The sequence below is a fragment of the Nocardia sp. NPDC051750 genome (assembly GCF_044453135.1).
Lineage (GTDB): Bacteria > Actinomycetota > Actinomycetes > Mycobacteriales > Mycobacteriaceae > Nocardia.
On record NZ_JBITCK010000004.1, the window covers coordinates 264,154 to 287,383 of the forward strand.

General features: G+C 66.7%; 23 protein-coding genes and 1 pseudogene. 12 read left to right on the plus strand and 12 right to left on the minus strand.

What is annotated here, in order from left to right; translation table 11 throughout:
- Positions 1-21: 21 nt before the first annotated feature.
- The 4 genes from ACIA75_RS19600 to mgtE all read left to right on the plus strand — a co-directional run bounded on the left by ACIA75_RS19600 (position 22) and on the right by mgtE (position 5,791).
- Positions 22-1,152: a hypothetical protein gene (locus ACIA75_RS19600; RefSeq protein ID WP_397105861.1), complete on the plus strand. Its 1,131-nt coding sequence runs from the start codon at positions 22-24 to the stop codon at positions 1,150-1,152.
- On the plus strand, positions 1,139-2,407 hold the full coding sequence (locus ACIA75_RS19605; RefSeq protein WP_397105863.1) for a hypothetical protein: 1,269 nt from the start codon (positions 1,139-1,141) through the stop codon (positions 2,405-2,407). Before ACIA75_RS19600 ends, ACIA75_RS19605 begins: the two co-directional genes overlap by 14 nt.
- Positions 2,404-4,068: a serine/threonine-protein kinase gene (locus tag ACIA75_RS19610; protein WP_397105866.1), complete on the plus strand. Its 1,665-nt coding sequence runs from the start codon at positions 2,404-2,406 to the stop codon at positions 4,066-4,068. The genes ACIA75_RS19605 and ACIA75_RS19610 overlap by 4 nt, the downstream gene beginning before the upstream one ends.
- Before the next feature lie 358 nt (positions 4,069-4,426).
- Positions 4,427-5,791 (plus strand): magnesium transporter, encoded by a 1,365-nt coding sequence (gene mgtE, locus ACIA75_RS19615; protein WP_397105868.1) that lies wholly within the window; start codon positions 4,427-4,429, stop codon positions 5,789-5,791.
- A gap of 72 nt (positions 5,792-5,863) precedes the next feature.
- Here the strand turns inward: mgtE and ACIA75_RS19620 are convergent, their stop codons facing one another.
- Complete coding sequence (locus ACIA75_RS19620; RefSeq protein WP_397105871.1) at positions 5,864-6,850, minus strand: SDR family NAD(P)-dependent oxidoreductase; 987 nt, start codon at positions 6,848-6,850, stop codon at positions 5,864-5,866.
- A gap of 128 nt (positions 6,851-6,978) precedes the next feature.
- Between ACIA75_RS19620 and ACIA75_RS19625 the strand changes: the two genes are divergently transcribed.
- The 3 genes from ACIA75_RS19625 (at position 6,979) to ACIA75_RS19635 (ending at position 9,657) form a co-directional block, all read left to right on the plus strand.
- Positions 6,979-7,599: a TetR/AcrR family transcriptional regulator gene (locus tag ACIA75_RS19625; protein WP_397105873.1), complete on the plus strand. Its 621-nt coding sequence runs from the start codon at positions 6,979-6,981 to the stop codon at positions 7,597-7,599.
- Positions 7,600-7,690: 91 nt separating this feature from the next.
- Complete coding sequence (locus ACIA75_RS19630; RefSeq protein WP_397105875.1) at positions 7,691-8,461, plus strand: DUF1542 domain-containing protein; 771 nt, start codon at positions 7,691-7,693, stop codon at positions 8,459-8,461.
- Positions 8,462-8,538: 77 nt separating this feature from the next.
- Positions 8,539-9,657 (plus strand): Fic family protein, encoded by a 1,119-nt coding sequence (locus ACIA75_RS19635; RefSeq protein ID WP_397105877.1) that lies wholly within the window; start codon positions 8,539-8,541, stop codon positions 9,655-9,657.
- Positions 9,658-9,696: 39 nt separating this feature from the next.
- Here the strand turns inward: ACIA75_RS19635 and ACIA75_RS19640 are convergent.
- The 4 genes and pseudogenes from ACIA75_RS19640 to sigJ all read right to left on the minus strand — a co-directional run.
- Positions 9,697-9,837: pseudogene (locus ACIA75_RS19640) on the minus strand (DUF6959 family protein); the annotation flags it as partial.
- Between the two features lie 15 nt (positions 9,838-9,852).
- Positions 9,853-10,998, minus strand: a complete 1,146-nt coding sequence (locus ACIA75_RS19645; RefSeq protein ID WP_397105879.1) for an FAD-dependent oxidoreductase — start codon at positions 10,996-10,998, stop codon at positions 9,853-9,855.
- Positions 10,999-11,202: 204 nt separating this feature from the next.
- The gene (locus ACIA75_RS19650; protein ID WP_397105881.1) at positions 11,203-12,138 is read right to left on the minus strand and encodes an alpha/beta fold hydrolase; all 936 of its coding nucleotides are present in this window, start codon (positions 12,136-12,138) and stop codon (positions 11,203-11,205) included.
- Positions 12,139-12,249: 111 nt separating this feature from the next.
- On the minus strand, positions 12,250-13,176 hold the full coding sequence (sigJ, locus tag ACIA75_RS19655) for an RNA polymerase sigma factor SigJ (RefSeq protein WP_397105884.1): 927 nt from the start codon (positions 13,174-13,176) through the stop codon (positions 12,250-12,252).
- 170 nt (positions 13,177-13,346) lie between these two features.
- On the opposite strand from sigJ, the gene wrbA reads away from it, so the two are divergent.
- The 3 genes from wrbA to ACIA75_RS19670 all read left to right on the plus strand — a co-directional run bounded on the left by wrbA (position 13,347) and on the right by ACIA75_RS19670 (position 16,021).
- Positions 13,347-13,955, plus strand: coding sequence for an NAD(P)H:quinone oxidoreductase (wrbA, locus tag ACIA75_RS19660; protein WP_397105886.1), 609 nt, complete (start codon positions 13,347-13,349; stop codon positions 13,953-13,955).
- Positions 13,956-14,458: 503 nt separating this feature from the next.
- Positions 14,459-14,965, plus strand: a complete 507-nt coding sequence (locus ACIA75_RS19665) for a hypothetical protein (protein ID WP_397105888.1) — start codon at positions 14,459-14,461, stop codon at positions 14,963-14,965.
- Between the two features lie 117 nt (positions 14,966-15,082).
- On the plus strand, positions 15,083-16,021 hold the full coding sequence (locus tag ACIA75_RS19670; protein ID WP_397105890.1) for a hypothetical protein: 939 nt from the start codon (positions 15,083-15,085) through the stop codon (positions 16,019-16,021).
- 78 nt (positions 16,022-16,099) lie between these two features.
- Here ACIA75_RS19670 and ACIA75_RS19675 read toward each other — a convergent pair whose 3' ends face one another.
- The 7 genes from ACIA75_RS19675 to ACIA75_RS19705 all read right to left on the minus strand — a co-directional run bounded on the left by ACIA75_RS19675 (position 16,100) and on the right by ACIA75_RS19705 (position 21,407).
- The gene (locus ACIA75_RS19675; RefSeq protein WP_397105892.1) at positions 16,100-16,507 is read right to left on the minus strand and encodes a hypothetical protein; all 408 of its coding nucleotides are present in this window, start codon (positions 16,505-16,507) and stop codon (positions 16,100-16,102) included.
- Positions 16,508-16,987: 480 nt separating this feature from the next.
- Positions 16,988-17,536 (minus strand): hypothetical protein, encoded by a 549-nt coding sequence (locus tag ACIA75_RS19680; RefSeq protein WP_397105894.1) that lies wholly within the window; start codon positions 17,534-17,536, stop codon positions 16,988-16,990.
- A gap of 207 nt (positions 17,537-17,743) precedes the next feature.
- Positions 17,744-18,205 (minus strand): RDD family protein, encoded by a 462-nt coding sequence (locus ACIA75_RS19685; RefSeq protein ID WP_397105896.1) that lies wholly within the window; start codon positions 18,203-18,205, stop codon positions 17,744-17,746.
- Positions 18,206-18,269: 64 nt separating this feature from the next.
- Complete coding sequence (locus tag ACIA75_RS19690; protein ID WP_397105898.1) at positions 18,270-18,932, minus strand: hypothetical protein; 663 nt, start codon at positions 18,930-18,932, stop codon at positions 18,270-18,272.
- 9 nt (positions 18,933-18,941) lie between these two features.
- On the minus strand, positions 18,942-20,180 hold the full coding sequence (locus ACIA75_RS19695; protein ID WP_397105900.1) for a hypothetical protein: 1,239 nt from the start codon (positions 20,178-20,180) through the stop codon (positions 18,942-18,944).
- Complete coding sequence (locus tag ACIA75_RS19700; protein ID WP_397105902.1) at positions 20,177-20,506, minus strand: hypothetical protein; 330 nt, start codon at positions 20,504-20,506, stop codon at positions 20,177-20,179. Before ACIA75_RS19700 ends, ACIA75_RS19695 begins: the two co-directional genes overlap by 4 nt.
- A gap of 310 nt (positions 20,507-20,816) precedes the next feature.
- A complete protein-coding gene (locus ACIA75_RS19705; protein WP_397105904.1) occupies positions 20,817-21,407 on the minus strand; it encodes a hypothetical protein in 591 nt (196 codons plus the stop codon).
- Between the two features lie 584 nt (positions 21,408-21,991).
- Between ACIA75_RS19705 and ACIA75_RS19710 the strand changes: the two genes are divergently transcribed.
- Complete coding sequence (locus ACIA75_RS19710) at positions 21,992-22,867, plus strand: helix-turn-helix domain-containing protein (protein WP_397105906.1); 876 nt, start codon at positions 21,992-21,994, stop codon at positions 22,865-22,867.
- Positions 22,864-23,076, plus strand: coding sequence for a DUF397 domain-containing protein (locus ACIA75_RS19715; protein WP_397105909.1), 213 nt, complete (start codon positions 22,864-22,866; stop codon positions 23,074-23,076). Before ACIA75_RS19710 ends, ACIA75_RS19715 begins: the two co-directional genes overlap by 4 nt.
- Positions 23,077-23,230 lie beyond the last annotated feature (154 nt).

The following is a 23,230-nucleotide window of genomic DNA, read 5'->3' on the forward strand; positions in this document are numbered from 1 at the left end:
AACAGTTTCGGAGGAGGCGCCATGACGAGCGTGGGGGAAGCGACCGTTGCCGAGATGGTGCCGCGGGGATCGCTCGACGGAGCGCGGACGGTCCGGATCGTGGCCGAGATCGCTCGTCAGCTGGGGGAGTACCGGCGGGCGGGGCACCCGGTGCCCGGTCTGGATATGACGCAGATCCTGGTCGCGGAGCAGCCCGGTGCACCCGATACGGTTCGGCTGGCGCCGTTGGTGGCCGCACCCCGATATCGTGCGCCCGAACAGCTCGCGGGCGGTCCGGGGGACGAGCGCACGGATGTGTACGTGCTGGGCTGCGTACTGTTCGAGATGCTCACCGGCCGGGAACCGTTCGCGCCGGGCGACGGCGGTCCGGGTGTCGCCCCGCCCGCCGTCACCACGGTGAATCCCTGGGTACCGGCGGCCTTCGATACGGTCGTCGCGAAGGCGCTGACCGCGGATCCGGCCGGGCGCTATGCCGATGGCACCGCACTGGCGACTGCGGCCCGGGCGGCCGCGGCGCCGCGGCCGGAAGCCGGCCCGCCACCGCCGGATCGACGGCGGCGGACCGTCGCGTATGTGGCGGTTGCCGTGGTGGCGGTGCTGATCGCGGTGATCGCCGTGGCGGTGGTGCGCCGGCCCGCCGATCCGCCGCCGAGTGCCGCGGCGACGACGGAGACTCGCTCCCCCGAATTGAAAGCGGCGCTGTGGGGTTCCTACGCCTATATCGCCGACGCCTTCCCGGATCTGCTGCCCATCTCGGTGGACGGGATCGGTTATCAGGGCCTGGTCGATTGCCGGCCGGTCGACAGAGTCCTGAATTTGGTATCGCTCTACGAACCGCCGGAGGTGGGCGGGGTGGCGTGTTACGGCAATTACGAGCCGGTGGTGCTCGTCATCGCGACCTGCCGCGCCGACCTGGCACCGATCGCCCCGGACTCGAGTCCCTGGGACATCGCCGGACAGGAAAGCTGGACCCGGCCGTCCGGGGCGGGCCGGCTGGCCTGGGGCGAGATCACCACCGTCGGCGGTGAGCGGCGCGGCCGTCTCGATGTGTTCTTCGACGATCCCGGCCGGGATCACTGCCGGCTCGAGGTGAACGGGGTCGGTACCGGTGCCCTGCTACACGATCGGTGGTGGCCCGATGCCCCGCTCTGAGTTCGGATCCCGGCGGGTGCGGGCTACCGTCGCCGCCGTACTCCTGCTGGCCGGAGTGGCCTCCGGGTGCACGGTCGACGGGAATCCCGTGGCGGCACTGCCTGACCTGACCGCCCTGGATACCGGTCCCTACAGCCTCGACCCGCTGGTCCCCCCGGACGACCACGACGACAAGTACGGCCACATCCTGGAGTCGATGCGGCTGGGGGAGGCGGTCATCGATCCGGTGGAGGCCGATCCGAGCCTGACCTTCGGTCTCGGCAGCACCGCCTCCGTGCCCATCCCGACCCCGGCCGCTGCCGGTTTTCTCGCGCGTCCGGTGCGTGCGGTGCTGGAGCGGCACGGCATGCTCGCCGGTTTCTCCGTGGGCGGAATGGACCAGGGCATTCAGACCGAACTGGCAGTGGGCCGGGCCCGGCTCCTGACCGTTCAGCTCCTGCGCTTCCCCGACGACGAGTCCGCCCGGCAGGCTGCCGCCGAGATCGATTCCGCCGATGCCGCCGTCAGCGCGGACAATGTTCCCGTCGAGATTCCGAATCATCCGGAGGCGCACGCTCATTGGCGTCCGACCGTGCCGACGCTGGCGGCCGGTCTCGCGCACGGTCCGTTCGTCATCAGCGTGCTGGCGGGCCACACCGGCCCCGACGCGGCGGTTCTCACCGGTCTGGTGGACGCGGCGTTCACCGCCCAGGTCCGCCGGTTGGCGGATTTCGTGCCGACCCCGCCCGATCAATTCGCCACCCTGCCCCTCGACCAGGACGGAATGCTGGCCCGCCTGCTCCCGGAGGCGCCCGGAGTGTGGCCGTATCCGGTGGTGCTCACCGACCGGAGCGACCCGAATGCGGGCTGGCGGACCGGATTCGATATCCGCGGAGTGGTGTACGGCCCGCGTGCGGGCCTTCGCTGGGGTGACTGGGAGAAGACCGGGTCGGGCCGGGGATTGATGCTGGCGGTGAACGGCCGGCATCATCTGGTGCGGCATCCGGATGTGGTGGCGGCCCGCAACGGTTTCACGGATACCGGTGAGATGGAGGCCGTGGAATCGGGGGTGCGGGCGGCGCCGGCACCGTTCGGGCTGCCGGACGCACGGTGCCTGGAATCGCTGACCGTGCCACCGCATCACGTGCGGTTCGCCTGCCGGGTGCTGTACCGGGAGTACGAGGGGATCGTCTACGGCCGGACGATCCGGGATACCCAGCAGCGCGCCGCCGCCCAGTACGTGCTGCTGGTACGCAGTGATCAGGCGGACGGGTGACCGAACCCCGGCCCGGCACCCTGTTCGCCGGCTATCTGATCGAACGTGCCCTGGGCGGTGGCGGTATGGGGACGGTGTACCTGGCACGCCATCCCCGGCTGCCGCGGTACGACGCGATCAAGGTGCTCTCCGCCGAACACAGCGCCGACCCCGGCTACCGTGCCCGGTTCATCCGTGAGGCCGAGCTCACGGCACGGCTGAACCATCCGAATATCGTCGCCGTGCACGATCGCGGTGTCCAGGACGACCGGCTCTGGATCGCCATGCAGTACATCGCGGGCACCGATGCGGCCGCGCTGGTCCGTGCCGAGATATCCACCGACCCACGGCGAGCCGTGCACATCGTGGTGCAGGCCGCGCGGGGGCTCGACGAAGCCCACCGCGCCGGAATGGTGCACCGGGATATCAAACCCGCGAACCTGCTGGTGGATTCGGCTCCGGGGCGTCCCGATCGGGTCCTGGTCACCGATTTCGGGATCGGCCGGTCCGCGAGCGAATCCACCGCGCTCACCGAGGAGGGCGCGGTCCTGGCCACCCTGGCGTACGCGGCGCCGGAACAGCTGCGGGGTATGCGCGTCGATCATCGCGCCGATATCTACGCGCTCGGCTGCACCCTCTACGAATTGCTCACGGGCGTGAAACCTTTCCCCAGGCCCACGCCCGCCGCGGTGATCAACGCCCACTTGGTCGATCCGCCGCCGCGGGCGAGCGCGGTGAACCCCGCATTACCGCCGGAGCTCGATATCGTCATCGCCCACGCGCTGGCGAAGGATCCCGGTCACCGCTTCGGCACCTGCGGGGCATTCGCCGCCGCCGCCGAGGCCGCGCTGTCGGGAATCCGCCCGGCCGCACCGGCACCGGGAGGTCGTCCCGACGCCGTGTCCGCGCCGACGGGGACCACGCGGACGTCCGGCGCGGTCTCCGATTCCTGGGGCAGGGCCGCCGCCCCGCCGGACGGTACGGGCGCCGATCCGTGGCGGCATGCCGCCGGTGGCGGAACCGATCCGTGGACCGGTGTCCGCGAGCCGGTCCGCCGGCGGTCCGCCCGGGTCGCGGCGGTGGTGGGTGCGCTCCTGCTCGCGGTCGTCCTGGCCGTGGTGGTCGTTGTCGTCTCGACGAGAGATACCGGGGGAACGGACGCTGCGGCATCGTCGGCCACGACACCCGCCGCCGCTACCTCGACGTCCGCGCCGCCGGTGGCCGGCTGGGGCAGCCACACGTATATCGCGAAGGCATTCCCCGGTCTGCTGCCGGCGACTCCGGAGGAAGCCGGTTACGGCGGGATCCGCTGTTCCGCGGTCGACGGCGACCGCCGTCCGGTGGATATGAGCCGGCCGGCGACCGGGGTGAACCGGCTTGCGTGCAACGGTGACAAGAACCCCTTGCACGTGCTCCGGGTGCAGTGCTTCGCGGATCGCAGTGCGGTGACCGAACCAGGCCTGACCGGCGATGTGACGCCCATCGGCCGGGAGCGCTGGGAGCGGCCGTCCGGTACCGGGGAGATCGCCTACGGTGATGTGCCCGCCCCCGACGGCACACCCTCGGGTGGTTTTGTCGCGATCTTCGACGACGGCATCCGTGCCCCGTGCCTGCTGCGCGGGTACGGCGGTACGTCCGGCCGGGACCTGGTCGACCGGTGGTGGAATTCCGCGCCGATCTGAACGCAACAGGCCGTCGTGGCCGGCCGCTGTCCAGCCCGGTGGACACGCCCGGGTGTGTGAAACGCCGTGTGACGGACATTGCGATGCGAACATCCCGGCTGGGGGATGTATCCTGCACAGGAGTGCGTTCGCATTCCTAGACTATTGATCCGGATGAGCGGCGCGCCCCAGCGCGCGGCGGCGACCGAGAAGGAGGTGGTGTTGCAATGCGCAGCGAACCTCCCAGTCGAAGGCCGCGCGGCGTCGTCCGTCCGCGTTTCCGCTAGCGGTATCTGCCGGCGGAGCGGCCCGGCTCGGCGCCTCGCGGTGTGACTTCTTTCGAATCACTCGCTACTCAACGCTGTGCCGAGGACCTCTCATGTCGCAGATCGAACTCATCGAAGCGCCGACGACGCTGTCGGAATCCCTCCAGAATGTCGTCGAAAGCCATCGCGTCGACGCCGCATTGCACTGGCTGGACAATCATCCGCCGCACGTCATCGCCGATGAACTCGCGCGCATGGACGCGGTCGAGGCCGGGGTGGCGTTCCGCCTGCTGGACAAAGATCTGGCGCTGGCGGTGTTCGAGGAACTCGAACCCGTCGATCAGCAGCAGATCCTGCAGGGCCTGCGTGACCAGAGCTTCCGCGAACTGGTCGAGGGCATGGCCCCCGACGACCGCGCCCGCATGCTGCGCGAAGCGCCCGCCAAGGTCGCGAAGAAGGCACTGGCCGGGCTGAGCCCGCGCGAGCGGCGGATGACCGCCGCGCTGCTGGGCTACCCGGAAGGGTCGGTCGGGCGGTATATGTCGCCGGAGGTCGTGGCGATCCCGGGCACCCTGAGCGTCGCCGAAGCGCTGCGTACTGTGCGGGTCAAGGGCGGCAACGCCGAAACCGTATACACCCTGCCCGTCGTCGATTCCGGCCGCCGGTTGCAGGGCATCGTCGAACTGCGGGAGCTGGTACTCAGCGGTCCGGAGACGATGGTCGCGGAGCTGGTCGTCACCGAACCCGCGTTCGTCCGCGCCACCGATTCGGCGGAGAAGGCCGCGCGGCTGATGCGCGAGACCAACGACATCAACCTGCCGGTGGTCGACAGCGAGGACCGGCTGGTGGGGTTGCTCACCATCGACGATGCCGTCGAGGTCATCGAAGCGGCGGACAGCGAGGACGTCGCCAAGCAGGCGGGTTCGGCGCCGTGGGAGGGCCACTACATGGCGGCGGGTGTTTTCCAGCTCGCCCGCTACCGCGCACTGTGGCTGATGCTGCTGCTGGTCGCGGCCACGCTCACGGTCAGCGTCACCGGTTTCTTCGAGGCCACCCTCGAACAGGCCGCCCAGCTGGCGCTGTTCATCCCGCTGCTGATCGGTGCCGGCGGTAACGCGGGCGCCCAGGCCGCCACGGCCTGCGTGCGTGCGGTCGCCGTGGGCGAGGTGCGCGGTGGCGACCTCTTCAAGGTGATCTGGCGCGAGTGCCGGGTGGGCTTGGTGCTTGGCTCCATGCTGGCCGTGGTGGGTCTGGTGATCGGCGGCCTGTTCGTCGGGCCGAAGGTCGCGGTGGTCGTCGGGGTCACGCTGGTACTGATCTGCGCCTGGGCCGCCACCATCGGCGGAACCATGCCGCTGCTGGCCAAGCGGCTGCGAATCGACCCGGCCGTGGTGTCGGCGCCGATGGTCACCACCCTGGTGGACGCGACCGGCCTGATCATCTACTTCACCACCGCGAAGCTGGTCCTCGGAATCTGAACGCCCGACTCCGCATTACGTAGGGCCGGACCCCTACGTAATGCGCAGTCTGTGGGATCGCCGCCCAGCCGATCATCTACCGCTGCCTGCGCTGACCAGGCGCAACGAGACCTCCCACAGTTTCCGGGCGGCTTCGGGGTCCAGGGCCCATTCCTTGACGCCGTGGCTGTTGCCGAACAGATCCGCGTCGTCGGGCACGGTGTGGGCCTCGCGTCCGTCGTCCAGGTAGTGACCGCCCGTGTGGGCGAATTCCGGGGCCACCGCGGCAACGAGTGTTGTGGCCGCGCCGTGCTGGGGGGTCTTGTAGGTGAAGACGCCGGAGGCCTCGGCTTCGGCCAGGTAGTCCTTTTGTTCCTGCGTGAAGTCTCTTTGCAAGCGGGTGGCAACGCCGCCCGGGTTGACCGCGTTCGTGATGATTCCGTCGGCGGACCACCGGCGCGTGGCCTCGACCGCGAAAAGCGAATTGGCGGTCTTGGATTGCGAATACGCGGCCTGGGGGTCGTAGGCGCGTCGCTCGAAGTGGATATCGTCGAAGACGACCGGCGACCGCATATGCGCCGTGGAGCTGACCGCGACGATACGGGCTTCGCCCCGTTCCCGGGCGCCCGCGGCGAGGGCTTCCTGGAGGCCGAGACTCAACGCGAAGTGGCCGAGATGGTTGGTGGCGAATTGCTGTTCCCAGCCGTCGGGGGTCCGGGACAGGCCGCTCACGATGATCCCGGCGTTGTTGATCAGGATGTGCAACGGCCCGGTCCAGCGGTCGGTGAACCCGGCGATGTAGGAACGGTCGAGGAGATCCAGCGTGCGGACGCGCACAGTGTGGTTACCGGTCGACGCGGTGATGTCCCTGGCGGTCCGCGCGCCCGCGCCGGGGTCGCGAACCGCGAGCGTGACCTCGGCACCGGCCCGCGCGAGGGAGCGGGCCGTCTCTACGCCTATTCCGGACGATGCGCCGGTGACGACGGCGCGGACACCGGTGAGGTCGACTCCCGCGACGACGTCGTCGGCGGTGCTACCGGCGTCGAATCGGGTGGTGATCAGTTGCTGAGGTGTGGGCACGGAAACTCCAAGGAGTGGGCGAACGAAGCGGCGCGGCCGATCGTGGCCTGGTGAGAGAACCGCTGCATCAACTGTACTCAATATGTCTACTCTGTCTAGTATGCCTATCGCTCGGTATGCTCGTCTCCGTGAGCGAACCGCAGCCCGCCGTCGCCGACGAGCACCGGACCGAGAGCAGTCGACGGGAGCACGTCCTGGCGGCGGCGCTGGAAACCTTCGCCCGCTACGGGTACCGGAAGGCGTCGATGGACGACATCGCCGCGGCCGCGGATATCTCCCGTCCCGGCCTGTACTTCCTCTTCACGTCGAAGCAGAACCTGTTCCGGGCCGCGGTCACCCACGCCCTCGACCGCGACGTCGACGCCGCGAAGCGCTCTCTGGCCGACGCCGGCCGACCGCTCCGCGATCGACTGATCGACGCTTTCGACCTGTGGACCGGTCGCTATATCGGTCCCATAGCCAAGGAAGTGGCCCTGTTGATCGAGACCAATCCGGACCTGCTGGGCCCGGTTGTCGTGGACTATCCGAAGCGTTTCCGCGAGATGGTCACGGAGGCCGTCGCCACCGATCTGTCCTCCGGGCGCGCGGCCACGGCGGACGATGTCACCCGGACCTTGCTGAGCCTCGCCGCCGGCATCAAACACGAGGCTCGCACCCGGGAAGATTTCGTCGCGCGGATGACCATCGGCATCGACCTTCTCCTGCCCGCCCTCGAATCCGGCCGCGGCAAGACCGGTCGGAGACCGTAGGAATCGCCCCGGTTCCAGGTGACCGCCGCGGCCGGTGCGCTGCGAGTAGGCTGGTCAGCACTGTGCTCCGACGTTCGAAGGAGTGCGAGCAATGGAGTGGATCCTGATCGCTGTGGTGGTCGTCCTGGTGGCGTTCTACCTGGTGTGGCGCTCCCAGCAGCGCAAACAACGCGACGCGACCGAACTGGCCGACGCGCTGGCCGACGCCCGCCAGGTCAACGAACGCCTCGGCGGCCAGATCTACAACCTGACCGGCAGCAATACCGCCGCTCAGCAAGCACTCGCCGACGGCGCGGAACGCCACATCGCCGCGGGCTCGCAGCTCGAACAGGCCAGGAGCCCGAGGCAGGCGCGGCTGGCGAAACAGACCGCGGTCGAGGGCCTGTACTACATCCGCGCCGCCCGCACCGCCATGGATATGGACCCTGGCCCCGCCATCCCCGAACTCGAGGGCCGGGCACCCGCGGGCGAGGTCAGCGAGGACCGCGTGATCGACTTCGAGAACCGCCGCATCGCCGCCTCACCCAAGCCCTCCTCCGCGACCCCGAACTACTACCCGGGCGGCCGCGTCGCCGGACGGCCGGTACCGGCCGGCTGGTACTCCGAACCCTGGTGGAAACCGGCCATGGTCGCCGGCGTCTGGGGCGTGGGGTCGGCGTTGCTGTTCACCTCGCTGTTCTCCGGTATGGCCGGGGTCGGCTACGGCGCCCAGGGTTTCGAGAGCGGGTACGGCGAGGGATATGAAGACGCCATGAACTCCGGAGATATGGGCGATGCGGGAGGTCAGGACAGCTGGGGCGGCGATTCCGGCGGCGACTGGGGCGGGTTCGACGGTGGCGGTTTCGATGGCGGAGGTTTCTGACTTCTGAACCCCTGCCCGCCGGGCCGATGTGCTTATTCACCGCAAAATTTGCGGTGAATAAGCGGTATTATCACCGCATGGTATCCGAATACCGCAGGTACATCTGGCAGCATGCCGACTGGCCGGCATTCGGATACGACGCTGCGCGATTGGCTGCCCCGCTCGCGGACGTCGCGCACCAGCAGGGACGGCTGCTCGGCCGCCTCACCGAAACCGCCGAAACCGTGCAGGACGAGGCAAGCCTGGCCGTGTTGACCCAAGACGTGGTCAAGACCAGTGAGATCGAGGGCGAACTGCTCGATGTGGCCTCCGTTCGCTCTTCTCTCGCGCGCCACCTCGGCGTGGATATCGGGGCGCTCGCTCCGGCTGATCGGCATGTGGACGGTGTAGTCGAAATGGTCCTCGATGCCACCGCGCATCACGACCACGCGGTCACTGCGGAACGGCTGTTCGGCTGGCACGCCGCGCTCTTTCCGACGGGATATTCCGGCAGAACCCGGCTCACCATCGGTGCCTGGCGCACCGACGACTCCGGCCCCATGCAGGTGGTTTCCGGCGGCTACGGCCGGGAGCGGGTCCATTTCGAGGCGCCTCCAGCAACGCGGCTGGACGCCGAAATGCGGCAGTTTCTGAACTGGGTGAACACCGATGCCGTCGAACATCCGATCGTGAAAGCGGGTTTAACGCATCTGTGGTTCGTCACCGTGCATCCCTTCGACGACGGAAACGGACGTATCGCGCGCGCCCTCGGAGACCTGTGGCTGGCCCGCGCCGACCATAATTCCCGGCGTTTCTACAGTCTTTCCGCGCAGATCCAACACGATCGCGCGGCGTACTACCGGATTCTGGAGCGTACGCAGAAGGGCGCCCTCGATGTGACGGACTGGCTGATCTGGTTCCTCGAGGCGCTACGCCAGGCTATCCAGAACTCGGACGAAACGGTCGACGAAGTCCTCCGGAAAACCCGTTTCTGGCGACACTGGCAGCCCGCCCCGATGAACGACCGCCAGATCGCCATGCTGAACCGGCTCCTGGACGGGTTCGACGGCAACCTCACGACCCGCAAGTGGGCGATCATCACCAAATGTTCCCAGGACACCGCGCTCCGAGATATCAACGAACTGGTCGATCTCGGTGTGCTCGAACGGTCGAACTCGGGCGGCCGCAGCACCTCGTATGACCTTGCCGGATCGTGACGCCTGCCGCCGGGAACTCAGCGCAAATTCGGCCTCTTCCTGATTTCTGCCGTTGAGAAGGCCCACTATCTCGTCGAGGTCATCACAGAGAATGCTCAGCGTATCGCCCTGGATCAGCAACCCCGGAAACCGTCGCCCGACATGGGCGACGCGGGAGGTCAGGACAGTTGGGGCGGTGATTCCGGTTCGGGATGTTCAACGGCGATCGAGTCCGGACAGACGCCAGGCCAGGCGGTTCCGCACGGGCGCGACCTTGCCCGCCAGCGCCATGGCTGTGTTGCGCATCGGCCGCACCCGTGCCGACGCGGTGGCCAAATCGGTGAGCCGGCTCGCGATGGAGACCACAGCTCCGGCCGTGCGGTGACGGATCTCGGCGTATTCGTCGAGCAGGGTCTCCGGTTCACCGGCCAGAACGCGGGACAGGGTCGTCGCGGCCGTCACGGCGTCCTCGATACCGAGGTTCATCCCTTGTCCGCCGGCCGGCGAGTGCACATGGCCGGCATCACCGGCGAGCAGGACCCGGCCGTGCCGGAAGGTGTCGGCAATGCGGTGGTGTACGCGGAAACGCGAACCCCACACCACTTCTTCGACCGTGGCCGGATGAGCCTGCGGACCGCGTTCGTCGAGCAGTCCTTGCACGAACGCGATGTCCGGTTCGTGCGGCGCCTCGTCCACAGTGGCCACGATCCGGTACCTGCCGTCGGGCAGCGGCGCGACCACGACGAGCCCGGCCGGTGAGAAGTACAGGATGACCTCGTCGGCGGGTACCCCACCGGAGAGGCGGACATCGGCGAGGGTGAACGATTCGGCGTAGGTGCCACCGGTGAATCCGATACCGGACTGTTCGCGGGCCAGGCTGTGCATACCGTCGGCGGCCAGCAGATACCGCGCCTGGATCGGGTTCCCCTCCGCCAGGGTGGCGGTGACCACGTCCGGCGATTGCGTTATCCCGGTGACCGTGGCCGGGCGGGTCACCTTCCCGCCGAGTGTGGTGAGCCGGTCCAGCAGGAACTTCTCCGTATCGGCCTGGGAGATCATCAGCGTGTACGGGTAGGCAGTGGGCAGGTCGCTGAACGGGACCTTCATCAGCAGCCGGTCCCTGTCGCGGATCGCGAAAGCCGGGGTGTGCACACCACGGGCCACCAGTGCCGGGACCACGCCGTAGGGCTCCAGTATTTCCAGGGTGTGCGGGTGCACCACGGCCGCACGGGAAGTGTTGGCGCCCTCGGCCTGCTGGTCGACGATCACGACTTCGTGGCCGAGTTGTTCCAGCACGACCGCGGCGGTGAGGCCGACCGGGCCCGCTCCGACGATCAGCACGTCTGCGATCGGGTTGTTCATGACGACTCCTTGAGGTCAACGCTTGTTGTCATAAAAGTAGAGGGTGAGTTCACCAATGTCAACGCATGTTGGCCAACGGGTGTTGACATTGGCGTGGGTGGCCGCCTGTCAGTCGCCACACCGGGGGCGAGCAGGTGCGGTGGCGATCCGGGATCGCGCCGGATTTCCCCCGCCGGCCGCTCGCTCACCGGCGATCGGCGCGACTCAGCGCAGGAATGTGGTGATGAGCGGGTTGGTTTGCGCGGGGCAGTCCTCGTGGACGGTGTGGCCGCAGTTCTGCAGGACGGTGGCCCTGGCCTCCGGGATGCGTTCGGCCAGGCGACCGGCCTGGGATGCCGGCAGCCAGGTGTCCGCGCCACCCCACAGGACGAGCGTGGGTGCCGTGACCTGTGCCAAGCCGGCGTCGGTGAGCCGGTAGTCCAGGTTGCGCCACAACGAGAGGAATCCGGCGCGGTTCGCGGGGCGGGAGAACGGCGCGTAGAGCTCGTCGATCACTTCTTCGGTGACCAGGTGGTCGTTCTGGAAGGTGCCGCGGATATTGTCGGCGTAGAACGACCGGGTGGTGAGATTCGTGGCCACCTCACCGAGCAGCGGTGTGGTGAACAACGGTGTGACAGGAGCTTTTTCGGCGTCCAGGCCGGGTGAGTCGAGTAGGACGAGGCGCTCGACTCGGCCGGGGTGCTGCTCGGCGAAGTACAGGCTCCAGGCACCACCCCACGAGTGGCCGACCAGCGCGGTGCGCTGCAGGCCGACAGCGTCGAGGAACGTCCCGAGCGCCTGCGACATCGCGGGCAGATCGTAGGCGAAGTCGCCGTGCACGTCGGTGAATCCCTGGCTGGGCAGGTCGACGGCATACACGGTGTGCTCGGCGGCCAGCGCCGGGATCACGTCCCGCCAGGAGTACCCCCACAACCCGCCGCCGGCGACGAGCACGACGGGAGATCCCGTCCCGGTTCTGGTGTAGTGGAAACGAGCGAGGCCGGTATCCACATAGCGGGATTCCACCCGCGACAGGTACTGCGACTGGTAGTCCGAAGTCGGTGGCTGCCCATACGCCACGGGCACGATGAGTACCGTGAGCGCGCCGACCAGCACCGCGGCGATCGCGGCCAGCCTTCTGAATGCCGGTTTCGATGTCATGGCACAACTTTCTGATCAGTGGACCTGGCAACCCCTTGGACGAGCCACCGCTGGCCGCCGTGACGGGGCGTGTGGCACATCACATCTCGGCCGCGTGGTTGCGCCGGCGCGTCAGCCGATCGTCCACAGCCGGAGCTTGTCGGGATTGCGGACCGCCCACAGTCGAGTGATCCGGCTGTCCGCGATATCGAACGCGACCACCGTCGCTGTGGTCCGATTCGCCTCGACTACGAGCCCGGGCCGGCCGTTGACCGTGCGTTCCAGGATCGTCAGGCCGGGTGTTCTGCCGACGAAGTCCGCGAGGTGGCGGGCGATGTGTCCGGCGCCCTCGATCGGGCGCAGTGCGGCCGCGGCCAGTCCGCCGCCGTCGGCGATTCCCGTGGCGTCGGGGTCGAGGAGCCCGACCAGGGTTCTGATGTCCTGAGCCTCCCACGCCTGCTTGAAATCCCTGACGAGTCCGGCCTGCCGAGTCGCCGGAGCCACGGGTGCCCGCGAAGTATCGACGCGGCGGCGGGCCGAGGTGGCCAGTTGGCGGCATGCCGCGGGACTACGGCCGACGACCTCGGCCACGTCCGCGAACGGGTATCGGAAGATGTCGTGCAGGATGAACGCCACCCGCTCGGCCGGGGTCATCGATTCGAGCACGACGAGGAAGGCCATGCTGACCGACTCGTCCAGGGTGATCCGGTCCGCGGGGTCGGTGCCGGACCGGCCGCCGGCCCATTCTCTGCGGTCCGGTAGCGGTTCGGGAATCCATTCGCCCACATAGCTTTCCCGCCGGACGCGGGCCGACCCGAGCAGGTCGAGGCAGATGCGGCCGGCGACCTTCGTCAGCCAGGCAGCGGGGTTGGCGATCGCGTGCTGGTGTACCCGGGACATGGCGTACCAGCGGGCGTAGGTCTCCTGCACGACATCCTCGGCGTCGGCCAGGGAACCGAGGAGCCGGTAGGCGAGATTGATCAGCTGACGGCGCTCACTCATGATCGCGTCCAGGCTCGCATCGGATCGGTCGTCCGCCCGCTGCGGTTCCGTTGACATGATGTCGCAACCTCCTTCTTGCCCGGCGACGCTCACCACAACGACGAGACAGCCCCGCGGAATGTGAGGCCGGCACCTCGCCTCACATTCCGCGGGGCCGTGTCGTCGTACTGGGCGGGGGCGGTGCCGACTCGGCCCGCACCACAACCCCGGCAGGAAGTGAGTCGATCATGGACGCGGTGAACGTCGCGATCATCTACTACAGCGCCACCGGCACCGTGCACGCTCTGGCGCGGGCCGCCGCCGAGGGCGCGGAGAAGCACGGCGCACAGGTCCGGCTGCGCAAGGTCGCCGAAACGGCGCCACCGGAGACGATCAACGCCCGCGTCGAATGGGCCCAGCACCTGAAGGACACCGCCGATGTCACCGAGGCCGCGCACGACGACCTGGAGTGGGCCGACGCAGTACTGTTCGGCACCCCCACCCGCTTCGGCAACCCGGCCGGCCAACTGCGGACATTCATCGACACCACCGGCCCCCTGTGGTTCCACGGCAGGCTCGCGAACAAGGTGTACTCGGCATTCACCGCGTCCAACACCGCCCACGGTGGACAGGAATCCACCCTGCTGGCGCTGAGTAACACCTTTTACCATTGGGGCGGCATCATCGTGCCCCCGGGCTACACCGACCCCATTCAGTTCGAATCAGGAAATCCGTACGGCGCCTCCCACGTGGCCGGCGCCGGCGCGCCCGGTGAAGTGGCCTTGGAAGCGGCCCGCTACCATGCCCGCCGCGCAGTCGACGTCGCGGCCGCACTCCGAGTCGGCCGGACAGCCTGAAGCTCGGCGTTTTCCAAGCATCCTCGTGAACCCGCGCAATCTGCGCGGTGTCGCACCGCACCCGGATCCTGTCCGGCGGTCGGGCTGTTGCGGACCGTCCGGCACGCAGGGGCCGAATCTGGTGTGCACGGTCTGCGGTCTCGAAGTCGCGACGGAACAAGCCGATTGCTGGACCGTTCGGTCCGCCCACCTCGAACCGGGAGCGGTGACGGTGCGTGGGGGTCGTGCGATCCCCGCTCTGGCGGATTCCGGCTGTTCCGGTCTGCGCCTCGCCGGTTCACGCAAGAACGCTGGGCGGACCCGGAATCGCCGTGCCGGTCCGCCGGCTGTCGGCTGATCTTGGCTGTTCGAGGGAGTTACGTGACGATGGGTCCGTCCGTTCACAACCAGTACGTAGCCCCCGAAGTCGCCGCGGGGGCTACGGTCGACCCGGCGGCGGTGGGGGTGGTAATGCGTCGGCGGGGGAGTCGACGACCGCGCGGCAGGGACCGTGGACCTATTCGATGAGGGGGATCGACAATGCGTGCGATCTGGTCGATCCCACACCGTTGACCAGGTGGTCGCCCACGCCGGAACACGCTCCGGTGCATGAGGAGACCCTGCCGTCCGGATACTCCAACGGCCTCCTGAGCTGCGAAGTCAGCTACACCAGCCGTACCGATGACGTGCTTGCCGAGTTCTCCATGAATGAAGCCGGCATGCTCGTCGAGGCCGAAATCGCCGCGGGCACGCCCTCGTTCGGCCACCTCTGCACGAAACCGGCCTCCACCGGAGTGACGATCGGCGAGATCACCGGACTCGGGACCCGCGCCTGCTGGATATCGGATGAGTTCGGCGATCTCGTCGAGAACATCTACTACACGGTGGAGGTAGTGGACGGCAATGTCGGTGTGCGGGTGCGGATCAATCTGACGCGGGAGCAGGGTTCGCCTCCGGTGAGCCGGGACGAAATCGATAGGGTCGCCAGGTCCCAGGTGCGCCGGACATTGGACGGTTTGCACCAGAATTAGCGGCCACCGCTTCCCACGGGTCGCGACTGTGACGACGGCTCGGCGCGGGCTGGAATACGATCGGTGCGCGAGTGCGGCCGGTGTGCGGCCGTTGCGTAATCGAAGGGACGACGGGGGATGACCGATTCCCGGCACGAAGCCGGCGGTCCGGCGATGCCCGGCAGCAGCGAACCCACTGATCGGCAACCATTTCCGCCGGCAAGTGGCTGGGCGCCCCCGGACTCGGGCAAACCTCCACCGGGGCTTGCCCCCGGTCAACCGGTCACCGGGTTGGGCCCGCCCGGTCCGGGATATCCGCCGCAGCCCTCGTATCCGCCACCGCCGACCGGTAACAGCAGGACGGGGCTGATCATCGCCGGTGTCCTGGCGTTGGTGCTGGTGCTGGCCCTCGGCGTGGTGATCGGTTTTGTCGCCAGTGGGGGTGGCAGTGATGGTGAGCCCGGGGCGATCACCGCCGCGTCCGAGGCCGCGGTCTCGAGCACCACGACCCCGCCCACCACGACAGCGACCCCGGTACCGGCGCCGGGAATCTATTCGATGAGCGGAATCACCAACGCGTGCGACCTGGTCGACCCCACACCGTTGCACCGGTGGTCGTCCACACCGGACAAACCGCCCTACCACGTCGAGAACCCGCCGGGCACCCTCGACCGAGCCGGTGACCTGACCTGCCAATTCACCTACCAGACCCTCTCCAGCGATGATGCCCACTACTACCAGGTGGGCATAGAACTCGAAGCCGAATTCACCGCGACCGGAGCCGCTCCCGCCTACGACGAATGGAAGCGCGGCCACACCGCCGACGCCGAACCTGGCCATGCCTCGGGAGCGACCACCGGACTCGGTGCCCAGGGTTACTGGGCGACCTGGGTAAAAGACCAGGAGTACTACGGTGGAATGACTTATATCGTGGGCGTGCAGGACAGCAACGTCTCGGTGAAAGTGAAAATCGCTGTTCTACGGCAGCTCGGTGAGCCCCAGGTGAGCCTGGACGAGCTCGGTGCCATCGCCCGCAGCCAAGCACAGCGGGCTCTCGACGGGCTGAAGGCGAGGTAGTCGAGCCTGAAGACCTTGTGTCATATCCGGCGTGCACGATCGGCACTCGGCGGGCCGCTCGCCGCCCGCTAGGCGGCATTACAGGTTGTCGGACGCCCCGGGCGCTCGTGCCCGGTCGACGGATGGCGTGATTTCCCCCTCGGGTAGAAGCCGTTTGAGGGGAGGGTAGATCGGATACGGATGGTGTCCGAAAAGGTAGTCGCGGAAGGCGCGCAGATATTCGGTCTGCTGCTGTTGATCAACGAACGCGGTCGTGTCCGGGTCGAACCAATCGCTCGGTGCCGGTCGTCGCGCGATCACGCAGTCGAGGGCTTCGCGCACCATGCCCCCGTAGCCCGGCTCGCTGATGATGGCCTTGCGCAGTTCCGGTGCGTAACGCCACATCTGATCCCCGAGGTGGGTGTAGGGCATATTGCCGACCGGCCACAGCAGACTGTCGACATGCGGAATCTCGTCCCACCACGGCGGCAGTGGGTCCGGGCGCATACTGGCTCCCGGCTGCGTGGGCGAATTCGTAAGGCGCTCCGGACCGAAAGTGGGTGCGGCGGGATTTCGGCCGACGCCGCGGGGACGCCACGTAGGCCCGGTCCGGAGATTACTGGGCGGATACCAAACGCCTCGCCACACAGGAACTCCGAGAGCGAGCCGGTTCACAGGGAGTTCCTGGGCCAGCGAGATATCGGCAGTGATACGGCGCGCCGGGGGTAACTCGTCTCCATCGGAAAGCAGATCCGCCACCATCGCAAGGCAGTCCCGCTCATCGAAGCCGGTTACACCGGTATACCTGCCCCACCAGAGAACGGCTGCGTGGCCTGCATCGAATTCGATCCAGAACCGGCGCACTGTGGGCATAGTGCCCTCCTCCCACGGCATCTACTGCCGAGCGCCCACACCCCGATATCAACGTCCGGGAGTTGGTGGTACTCCGGGGAAGACCGGCGTCTCCACCCCTGCTGAGCCGGGTCCTTACATAGGACTCTGTTTTCCGGGCAAGACTTCGATCTGTTGGAGCAGTCCATAGCTGAAATCTGCGCCGTACCGCACGCCGGAGAGATCCTCGAATATGAACTCTTCCCACGGTGGGAATGCATCCGTGCAGCGAAGCGTCGGGAACTCACTCTCAAGATCCTGAATGCATACGCTCCACGGTTCGAGGTTGCCTGGCGCTGACAGGTCGGGGGCCGGAGCATCTGCCGCCCGTACAAAACGAGCCATCGACCAGTGGCCCGATTCGCTCGTGACCACGAAATTGAAATCGGGCCACAGGTTCAGGCGATAGGACAGGGTCGGATTTTCTCCACTGCCGGGATCGATATCCAGGATCCTGCGGAGGTTCTCGAACTGATCGCGACCGAACTGAAGTTTCGTATCTACCTGCTTGGCTATGTCCTTTGCTGTGCCGAAGCTTATTCCGAGCTCTTGGAGCTTCGACTCTTTGAGGCTGTCTTCGCAGCGCATGCCCAGGAGTAGATCAATTTCAAGGTCGAGCGGATTAGGAAATTGCGAATCAGGCACGAGCGTCTCATTTCTCATGTCCTCAATCGATCAGAACTTCCACCATGGCATCGGGCTTGGGGACCGGGAGGCGTGCAGTTCCGGGCTGGTGTTGCGTGGGCTTGTTTAGCGCCGGTAACCGCTGGGGCGAGCCCGGAAGAGATTGGCCACGCCGGTCAGGTCGTAATGAACGGGTGTTTTAGGTTGGACGCCGCCATTTGAATCCGGTTAACCGAAGGTGGTCACAACCTCCAGTGCGGCGATAATACCGATGAACCACTGCTTGATCAGCTGTCCCAGCGTCGGATAGGTGCCGTCCTTCTGCCGTAGCCGGAGGCCGAACAAAATCTTACCGAGCGTGGTCCTGATTATTCGCTGGACGAATGTGCGGTGGACGAACGAGGCGGCGATACCGGCGAACACACCCGACATGATCGGATTCCACGGTGGCTCCGGGGAGTGGTCGAAGGTGTACCACACTGCTGCGCCCACCGCGATATGCAGCAGCATATCCAGGAGGAAGCCAATGGCGACCAGCGTGTACCTGAGTGGCTTCGAGGCGTAGGGTGTCGCCCAACCACCCGCCATGAGGTCGTCTGTGGCGTTTTTGGTGCCGGCACGGGCACCGGTGCTGCCGCCGGCGCGTATTTTGTGCCTCATGGGGTTTACTGGGCGCTTATCCAGATTCACTGCTGAGTCCTCAGTCCCGGCTCCGGCCCGGTGAGCTGCCGCGATGTTTCGTTGCTGTGTTCCGTCAGAGCGCAAGACTGGAACTCCGACTGTCCGATGGCGGTTGCGGGAAGGTTACCGACGCCGCCATATCGAGAACCATCCCGCGGTATTGCGGCCCGATTCCGGGGTCGGCGGTCGAAAGCTCCACCACGGCGATCGCGGTGCCGTCTCGGGAAGGCACTGTCGCCTCGATCTGAAACACTTCCGGAGTATCTCCGGCCGCCGGATAGCTCGCGATAGCCGGTGCCGCATGCTTTTCGGTCCACTCGAAGTAGAGGATCGGGACGGTTGGTGATTCCACCATCGCGAGTTTCCCCTGTGCTTTCGTGTCAGCTTTGGCCTTGATCAGCTCACTGAGTACCAGTCGCGGGTTCCGTTCTTCGCCGTAGTCGAAGGAGGAAACGGTCAGCCAGGAGACGGCCATTCGCCCGGCCTCCGGTTCTGCGGTGCGGTGCAAGCCGATACCGCTGTACAGAGCGTTGTTCGAGGCCAGTGTGGCGAGCATGAAATGTAGTGTTCCCAGTATATTCGGTACATCGTCGCGCATCTGGCCGGGAACGGAGTCGGTGATCACCGGGCCGACAGTCTGCATGAGAGTATCGAGGTCGTCGAGCGGTATCTCGTTGTATCCGGGCGGGATATCGATACCGATGGTCGGGGCCGGGCGTAGTTTGTCGTTCGGCATCTCGGTGCGCTACTCCTCCCCGCCGAGGCCGGCCAGCTTGTACACAGACGAACCGGCCCTGGTCAGGATCGCCATAGCGGGTGCGGCGCTGGGTAAAGGGGAAGTGCCGGCGATGTCGGCCACCTGCAGAATCTTGTAGACCGGGGCAATCGCCGGAGCGCTCTGCGCCGCTGCGCTGAGCGCCGAATCGACCGGTACTGCCAGACCTTTCATTACGATGCCGGGGTCGTGCGCACCCGCTTTCCAGGCGTTCAGCATCCCCTCCATTCGGCCGATATCGTCGAGACCCCGGACGCCGACCCACGCAGTCTTGCCCAGGGCGGCGCCGCCGGGAATGACGCTGAGTGCATCCCCGCCCACGGTCAGCCATGCTTTCGGGTCACCGGACATGAGACCCTCCCGTATCTGCGGATCGGTGAAATCGAGAGCGAGCGCACCGGCACCCGCGGCCAGTGACACCCCGAGCGCGATCGCGGAGACCGGTGGAGGTGTGACCAGCGCGAGCAGGCCGGCGATGGCCGCGGTGGTGGAGAGTGCGGTGTGGATTCCTTCCCGGTGCTCGTCGATCCATTCGCCGATTGCCCCGATCGCATCTTTGATCTTGTCCCAGATGCTCTTGTCCGGCTCGCTCGGAGCGAAGTCCTTGGCTGCGGTGTCCAGGTCGGAAGCGATCCGTTTGGCGACGTTCTCGTGTTCGGTGGCCAGATCGCGGACCCGGGCGGCTATCGAATCCTGTGCCCCCAGGCAGTTGTCGAGCGTGGTGTTGGCCGCGTTCACCCGTGCGACGGCGGCGTTGAGCCGGGTCTGTGCTGCCTGTAGTGCGGCGGGGTCGTCGAACTGTTGATTCGCCAAGCCGAGATCGGGATTGGCATTCGCGTTCTGGACTTCCGTGACGGCCTTGTTGACATTCGCGGCCGCAATTCCGGCTTCCTGATCCAGTGCCTTGGCCTGGTCGCGGAATCCGGTGAGTGCGGTGTTCCATTCCCCGAGGACGGTAACCGCACGTTCCAGCGAACTCTGGGCATAACCCAGATCCTGGGCGAGAGTGGCGTCGAAATGGCTGCGGAAGGCGTCACCGGCCTGGCCCCGCCACACCTCGTCGTTACTGTTGCGGAGCCGGGCCAGTAGGTCGTTGGTTTCGCGCACCGCGTCGGCGGCGGTCTTGACCCGGTTGCTCAGGCCGGCAACATCGTCGGGTACGCCGGGGACCGGGTTGTAGCCCAGGTTCGGGTACGGGTTGTCGGTCACGGCTGCCCCTGTTCACCTGTGGTGACGGGTGTGCCGTTGACCTGGCCGAGAGCGGCCGCCGTCGTATTGTCGACCGCCTGATAAGCAGCAAGGCATTGATCCACGCCGTCGGCGGTGGTCCGGGAGAGCTCGCCGATGCGCTGCACCCCGAAACGCCATCGCCGCTGGAAACTGTCGGCGGCGTCGTCGAGGGCCTGGGTGCCGATACTCGCTGCCCCCACATCGGCCATCGCCTTCATTGCGTCTTCGAGGATCTGCTGTGAATTCCTCAGCCCGGTTACGGTTTTCGTCAACACATCGATATCGACCTGGAGCGGACTCGTCACCCGACCCCCCCTTCGTTCCTGCCGAGCCGGTTGGTCGGACGATACCAGCTCGCGTTCAGGTGGATCGTGTCGCTGACGCATCGGCGCCGAGCTGTCTATGCTTCACAACGGCTGGTCGGCGCCGGCTCCCGGGCCGATCGAGTGTTCTGCGCATCATGACGGAAGAAGCGGGTGACTGACGGACGTTGGCGGCCCAGCCGCCGACCAGGCCGAACACACCCTGGAGTGGTACGACATTGCCGGTGACGGGCGCTACACCGAGCAGCGCGGTACGCACGCGACGGTGCGCCCGGTGCAGTCACGGTGCTCATCAGGCCGAATTCGAGTCCTCGGTACCAGTGCGCAGCCCCAGCAAGGCCGCGTGGTTGGTTATGTCTAGGGCGAGCGCGGCTGTCCAGAGCGAAGCATGAATACCGTCACCATCGGGAATTCGCCAGTCCTCCGGTGGAACGGCGGGTAGATGGACAATGATCGGGTCCAGGCCGGGGATGTGCCGGGGGACCACCGCCCACCACTGCCGGCCGGTTGCGTCGATGAGCGCGGCGGCGATCAGATCCTCGGCGGCGGGCAACCGCTCGGCCGCCGCCCGGACCGGTGCGGGAATATGGCGGTTGTGCGGACGGGCGTCGAGTTGATCGGCGAACACCGGAAAGACGAAACCGAATCCGAACATCCCGGCTCCGAGAACGGTGCGCAGGTGGGCGGCTTTCACGTGCAGTGGGTTGGGTTCGTCCGGCCCGCGATCACGGTCCAACTCGACTCGCACGCAGTCCGTATCGATCGAATTGCCGTCGAACCGGAACCCGTACAGCATGGGCAACAACCCGGCGGGCATGGCGAGCAGGTAGTGCGCGGTGATTTCGGCGAGGGATTCGTCGTCGGGGTACTGGATGGTCCTCATCCGGTGCGGTCCTCCGGGTTCGTACTCGCCCAAAACTCACGGCGGATCGCATCCCACAATCGGGTGTGTTCGGGGAATCGGTCACGCATCTCCGAGAGATCCGGGACGTAGGGACCGGGGGTCGCCAGTTCCACCGGAGCGCCGGAAGACAAGCGCACCTGCAGGATTTGGATGCACTCGCACCCGCAACGCCACGCGGCCACCCACCCGTCGGCCTCCGTGTACCGGGTGCCCGGAGCCGCCGGAGCCGGCCTCGCGAGTTCTGCCGTCGGCTGACCGGCAGCCGCTCTTCGCAGTGGCGGGCTGGCGTGTGCGGAGCACGAAAACCCATCGGCAATCGCGCCGAACCGGGTGGAGTTCATCGGATCGGCACCATGCATTTGCGGTAATGCTCGTTTGCGCCAACGGCTTCCGTGTTTCTTCGGCATGTGGTTAGGTTGCTGCACGTCAGGGGCTCGGAAATGCTCGCCGAGAGGCCTTCGCAGGTTTGGTGTATATGCCCAGCACGGCTCCCGGGGCAGGCCTACGATGATTCTCGACCTGAGAAACGCCGAGCGATTCCAATGAGAAACAGGGGAGGCGCTATGCCGGGCAAGGCGGATCTCAGCGGCACCACACTGCCGCGCCGACAACTCGGGCGGGCCTTGCGCGACGCCCGCCACGCACTGGGGTCCACGCTGGACCAGGTGGCGCGGGAAACCGAGTTCAGCCGGGCGACGCTCAGCCGGATCGAGCTGGGACAGTACGAGAAGGTCAAGGTTCGCGAGGTCGAATACCTCTGCGGTTACTACTGTCTGCCGAAGGACCGCACGGCTTATCTGATGGCGATGGCGGCCGAGGCGAAGAACAAAGTGTGGTGGCAGAACTACCGCCACTTTCTTCACGAGGGTTTCAGTTCATACCTCGAGTTGGAGTCGTACGCCACGGACTTCCGATTCTTCCAGCCACTGCTGATTCCGGGGCTTCTGCAAACACCCGACTACGCCAGAGCCGTTTACCGCGCTTCGGCGCCGAATGATCCAGAATCCGAGGTCGACAAATGGGTCGAAATGCGGGTCCAGCGTCGGGTGAGACTGGTACAGCGACGTCGGAAGGTTCACCTCGAGTACCTGCTGCACGAAAGCATCCTGCACACGGTGGTCGGCTCGAATCGCACCATGGCTGCGCAGTGTCGGCATATGGCAGATGCGAGCACTCAGGAGAACGTCGTGCTCAGAGTCGTTCCTTTCACTGCGGGGCTTCCGACCGGCCATGTGGTTCCGCCGTTCATCGTGCTCGACTTTCCGGATAAGGAGCCTTCCGTGGTGCATACCGAGGGTGCCATCGGGTCGATGACGTTCGAAGAGGCCGACGACGTAGAACGCTTCCGGTCGTTGTACGACACGCTCCGGTCGGCAACCCTGGATGATATTCGTTCGCGCGATCGGATCAGGAAGATAGCAAGGAGATACGACCAGTGAAGAACGATCTATCGAACGCGCAGTGGTTCAAGTCATCACACAGCGGAAGTGGTGGAGACTGCGTCGAAGCTGCATGGCTCGACACAGGACTTGTCGGTATCCGCGATTCCACGAACCCCATCGGGCCCATACTCATGTTCACCTCGGCAGAATGGGCGGCCTTCACTGCACGGATGAGGAAGCACCCGGGGCCTTGGACTTCGCACTGATCTGGGTCTGGCGGTTTGCGCACTCGACGCGGTGCAATACATGGTCGGCCGGGGCGCCGAGGTCCTGGTGATCTCGTTCCTCGACGATGGCCGGACCGCGCATGACCGGAACTGCCGGCAGCCCGCGCCACGGCCGCCGCCGATGCTTCAGATG

Coding starts and splice junctions, on each gene's coding strand:
- ACIA75_RS19600 (WP_397105861.1), top strand. CDS start 22: ATGACGAGCGTGGGGGAAGCGACCGTTGCCGAGATGGTGCCGCGGGGA.
- ACIA75_RS19605 (WP_397105863.1), top strand. CDS start 1,139: ATGCCCCGCTCTGAGTTCGGATCCCGGCGGGTGCGGGCTACCGTCGCC.
- ACIA75_RS19675 (WP_397105892.1), bottom strand. CDS start 16,507: ATGCGCCCGGACCCACTGCCGCCGTGGTGGGACGAGATTCCGCATGTC.
- ACIA75_RS19650 (WP_397105881.1), bottom strand. CDS start 12,138: ATGACATCGAAACCGGCATTCAGAAGGCTGGCCGCGATCGCCGCGGTG.
- ACIA75_RS19670 (WP_397105890.1), top strand. CDS start 15,083: ATGACCGATTCCCGGCACGAAGCCGGCGGTCCGGCGATGCCCGGCAGC.
- ACIA75_RS19710 (WP_397105906.1), top strand. CDS start 21,992: ATGCCGGGCAAGGCGGATCTCAGCGGCACCACACTGCCGCGCCGACAA.
- mgtE (WP_397105868.1), top strand. CDS start 4,427: ATGTCGCAGATCGAACTCATCGAAGCGCCGACGACGCTGTCGGAATCC.
- ACIA75_RS19705 (WP_397105904.1), bottom strand. CDS start 21,407: ATGAGGACCATCCAGTACCCCGACGACGAATCCCTCGCCGAAATCACC.
- wrbA (WP_397105886.1), top strand. CDS start 13,347: ATGGACGCGGTGAACGTCGCGATCATCTACTACAGCGCCACCGGCACC.
- ACIA75_RS19690 (WP_397105898.1), bottom strand. CDS start 18,932: ATGCCGAACGACAAACTACGCCCGGCCCCGACCATCGGTATCGATATC.
- ACIA75_RS19635 (WP_397105877.1), top strand. CDS start 8,539: ATGGTATCCGAATACCGCAGGTACATCTGGCAGCATGCCGACTGGCCG.
- ACIA75_RS19630 (WP_397105875.1), top strand. CDS start 7,691: ATGGAGTGGATCCTGATCGCTGTGGTGGTCGTCCTGGTGGCGTTCTAC.
- sigJ (WP_397105884.1), bottom strand. CDS start 13,176: ATGTCAACGGAACCGCAGCGGGCGGACGACCGATCCGATGCGAGCCTG.
- ACIA75_RS19665 (WP_397105888.1), top strand. CDS start 14,459: ATGAGGGGGATCGACAATGCGTGCGATCTGGTCGATCCCACACCGTTG.
- ACIA75_RS19645 (WP_397105879.1), bottom strand. CDS start 10,998: ATGAACAACCCGATCGCAGACGTGCTGATCGTCGGAGCGGGCCCGGTC.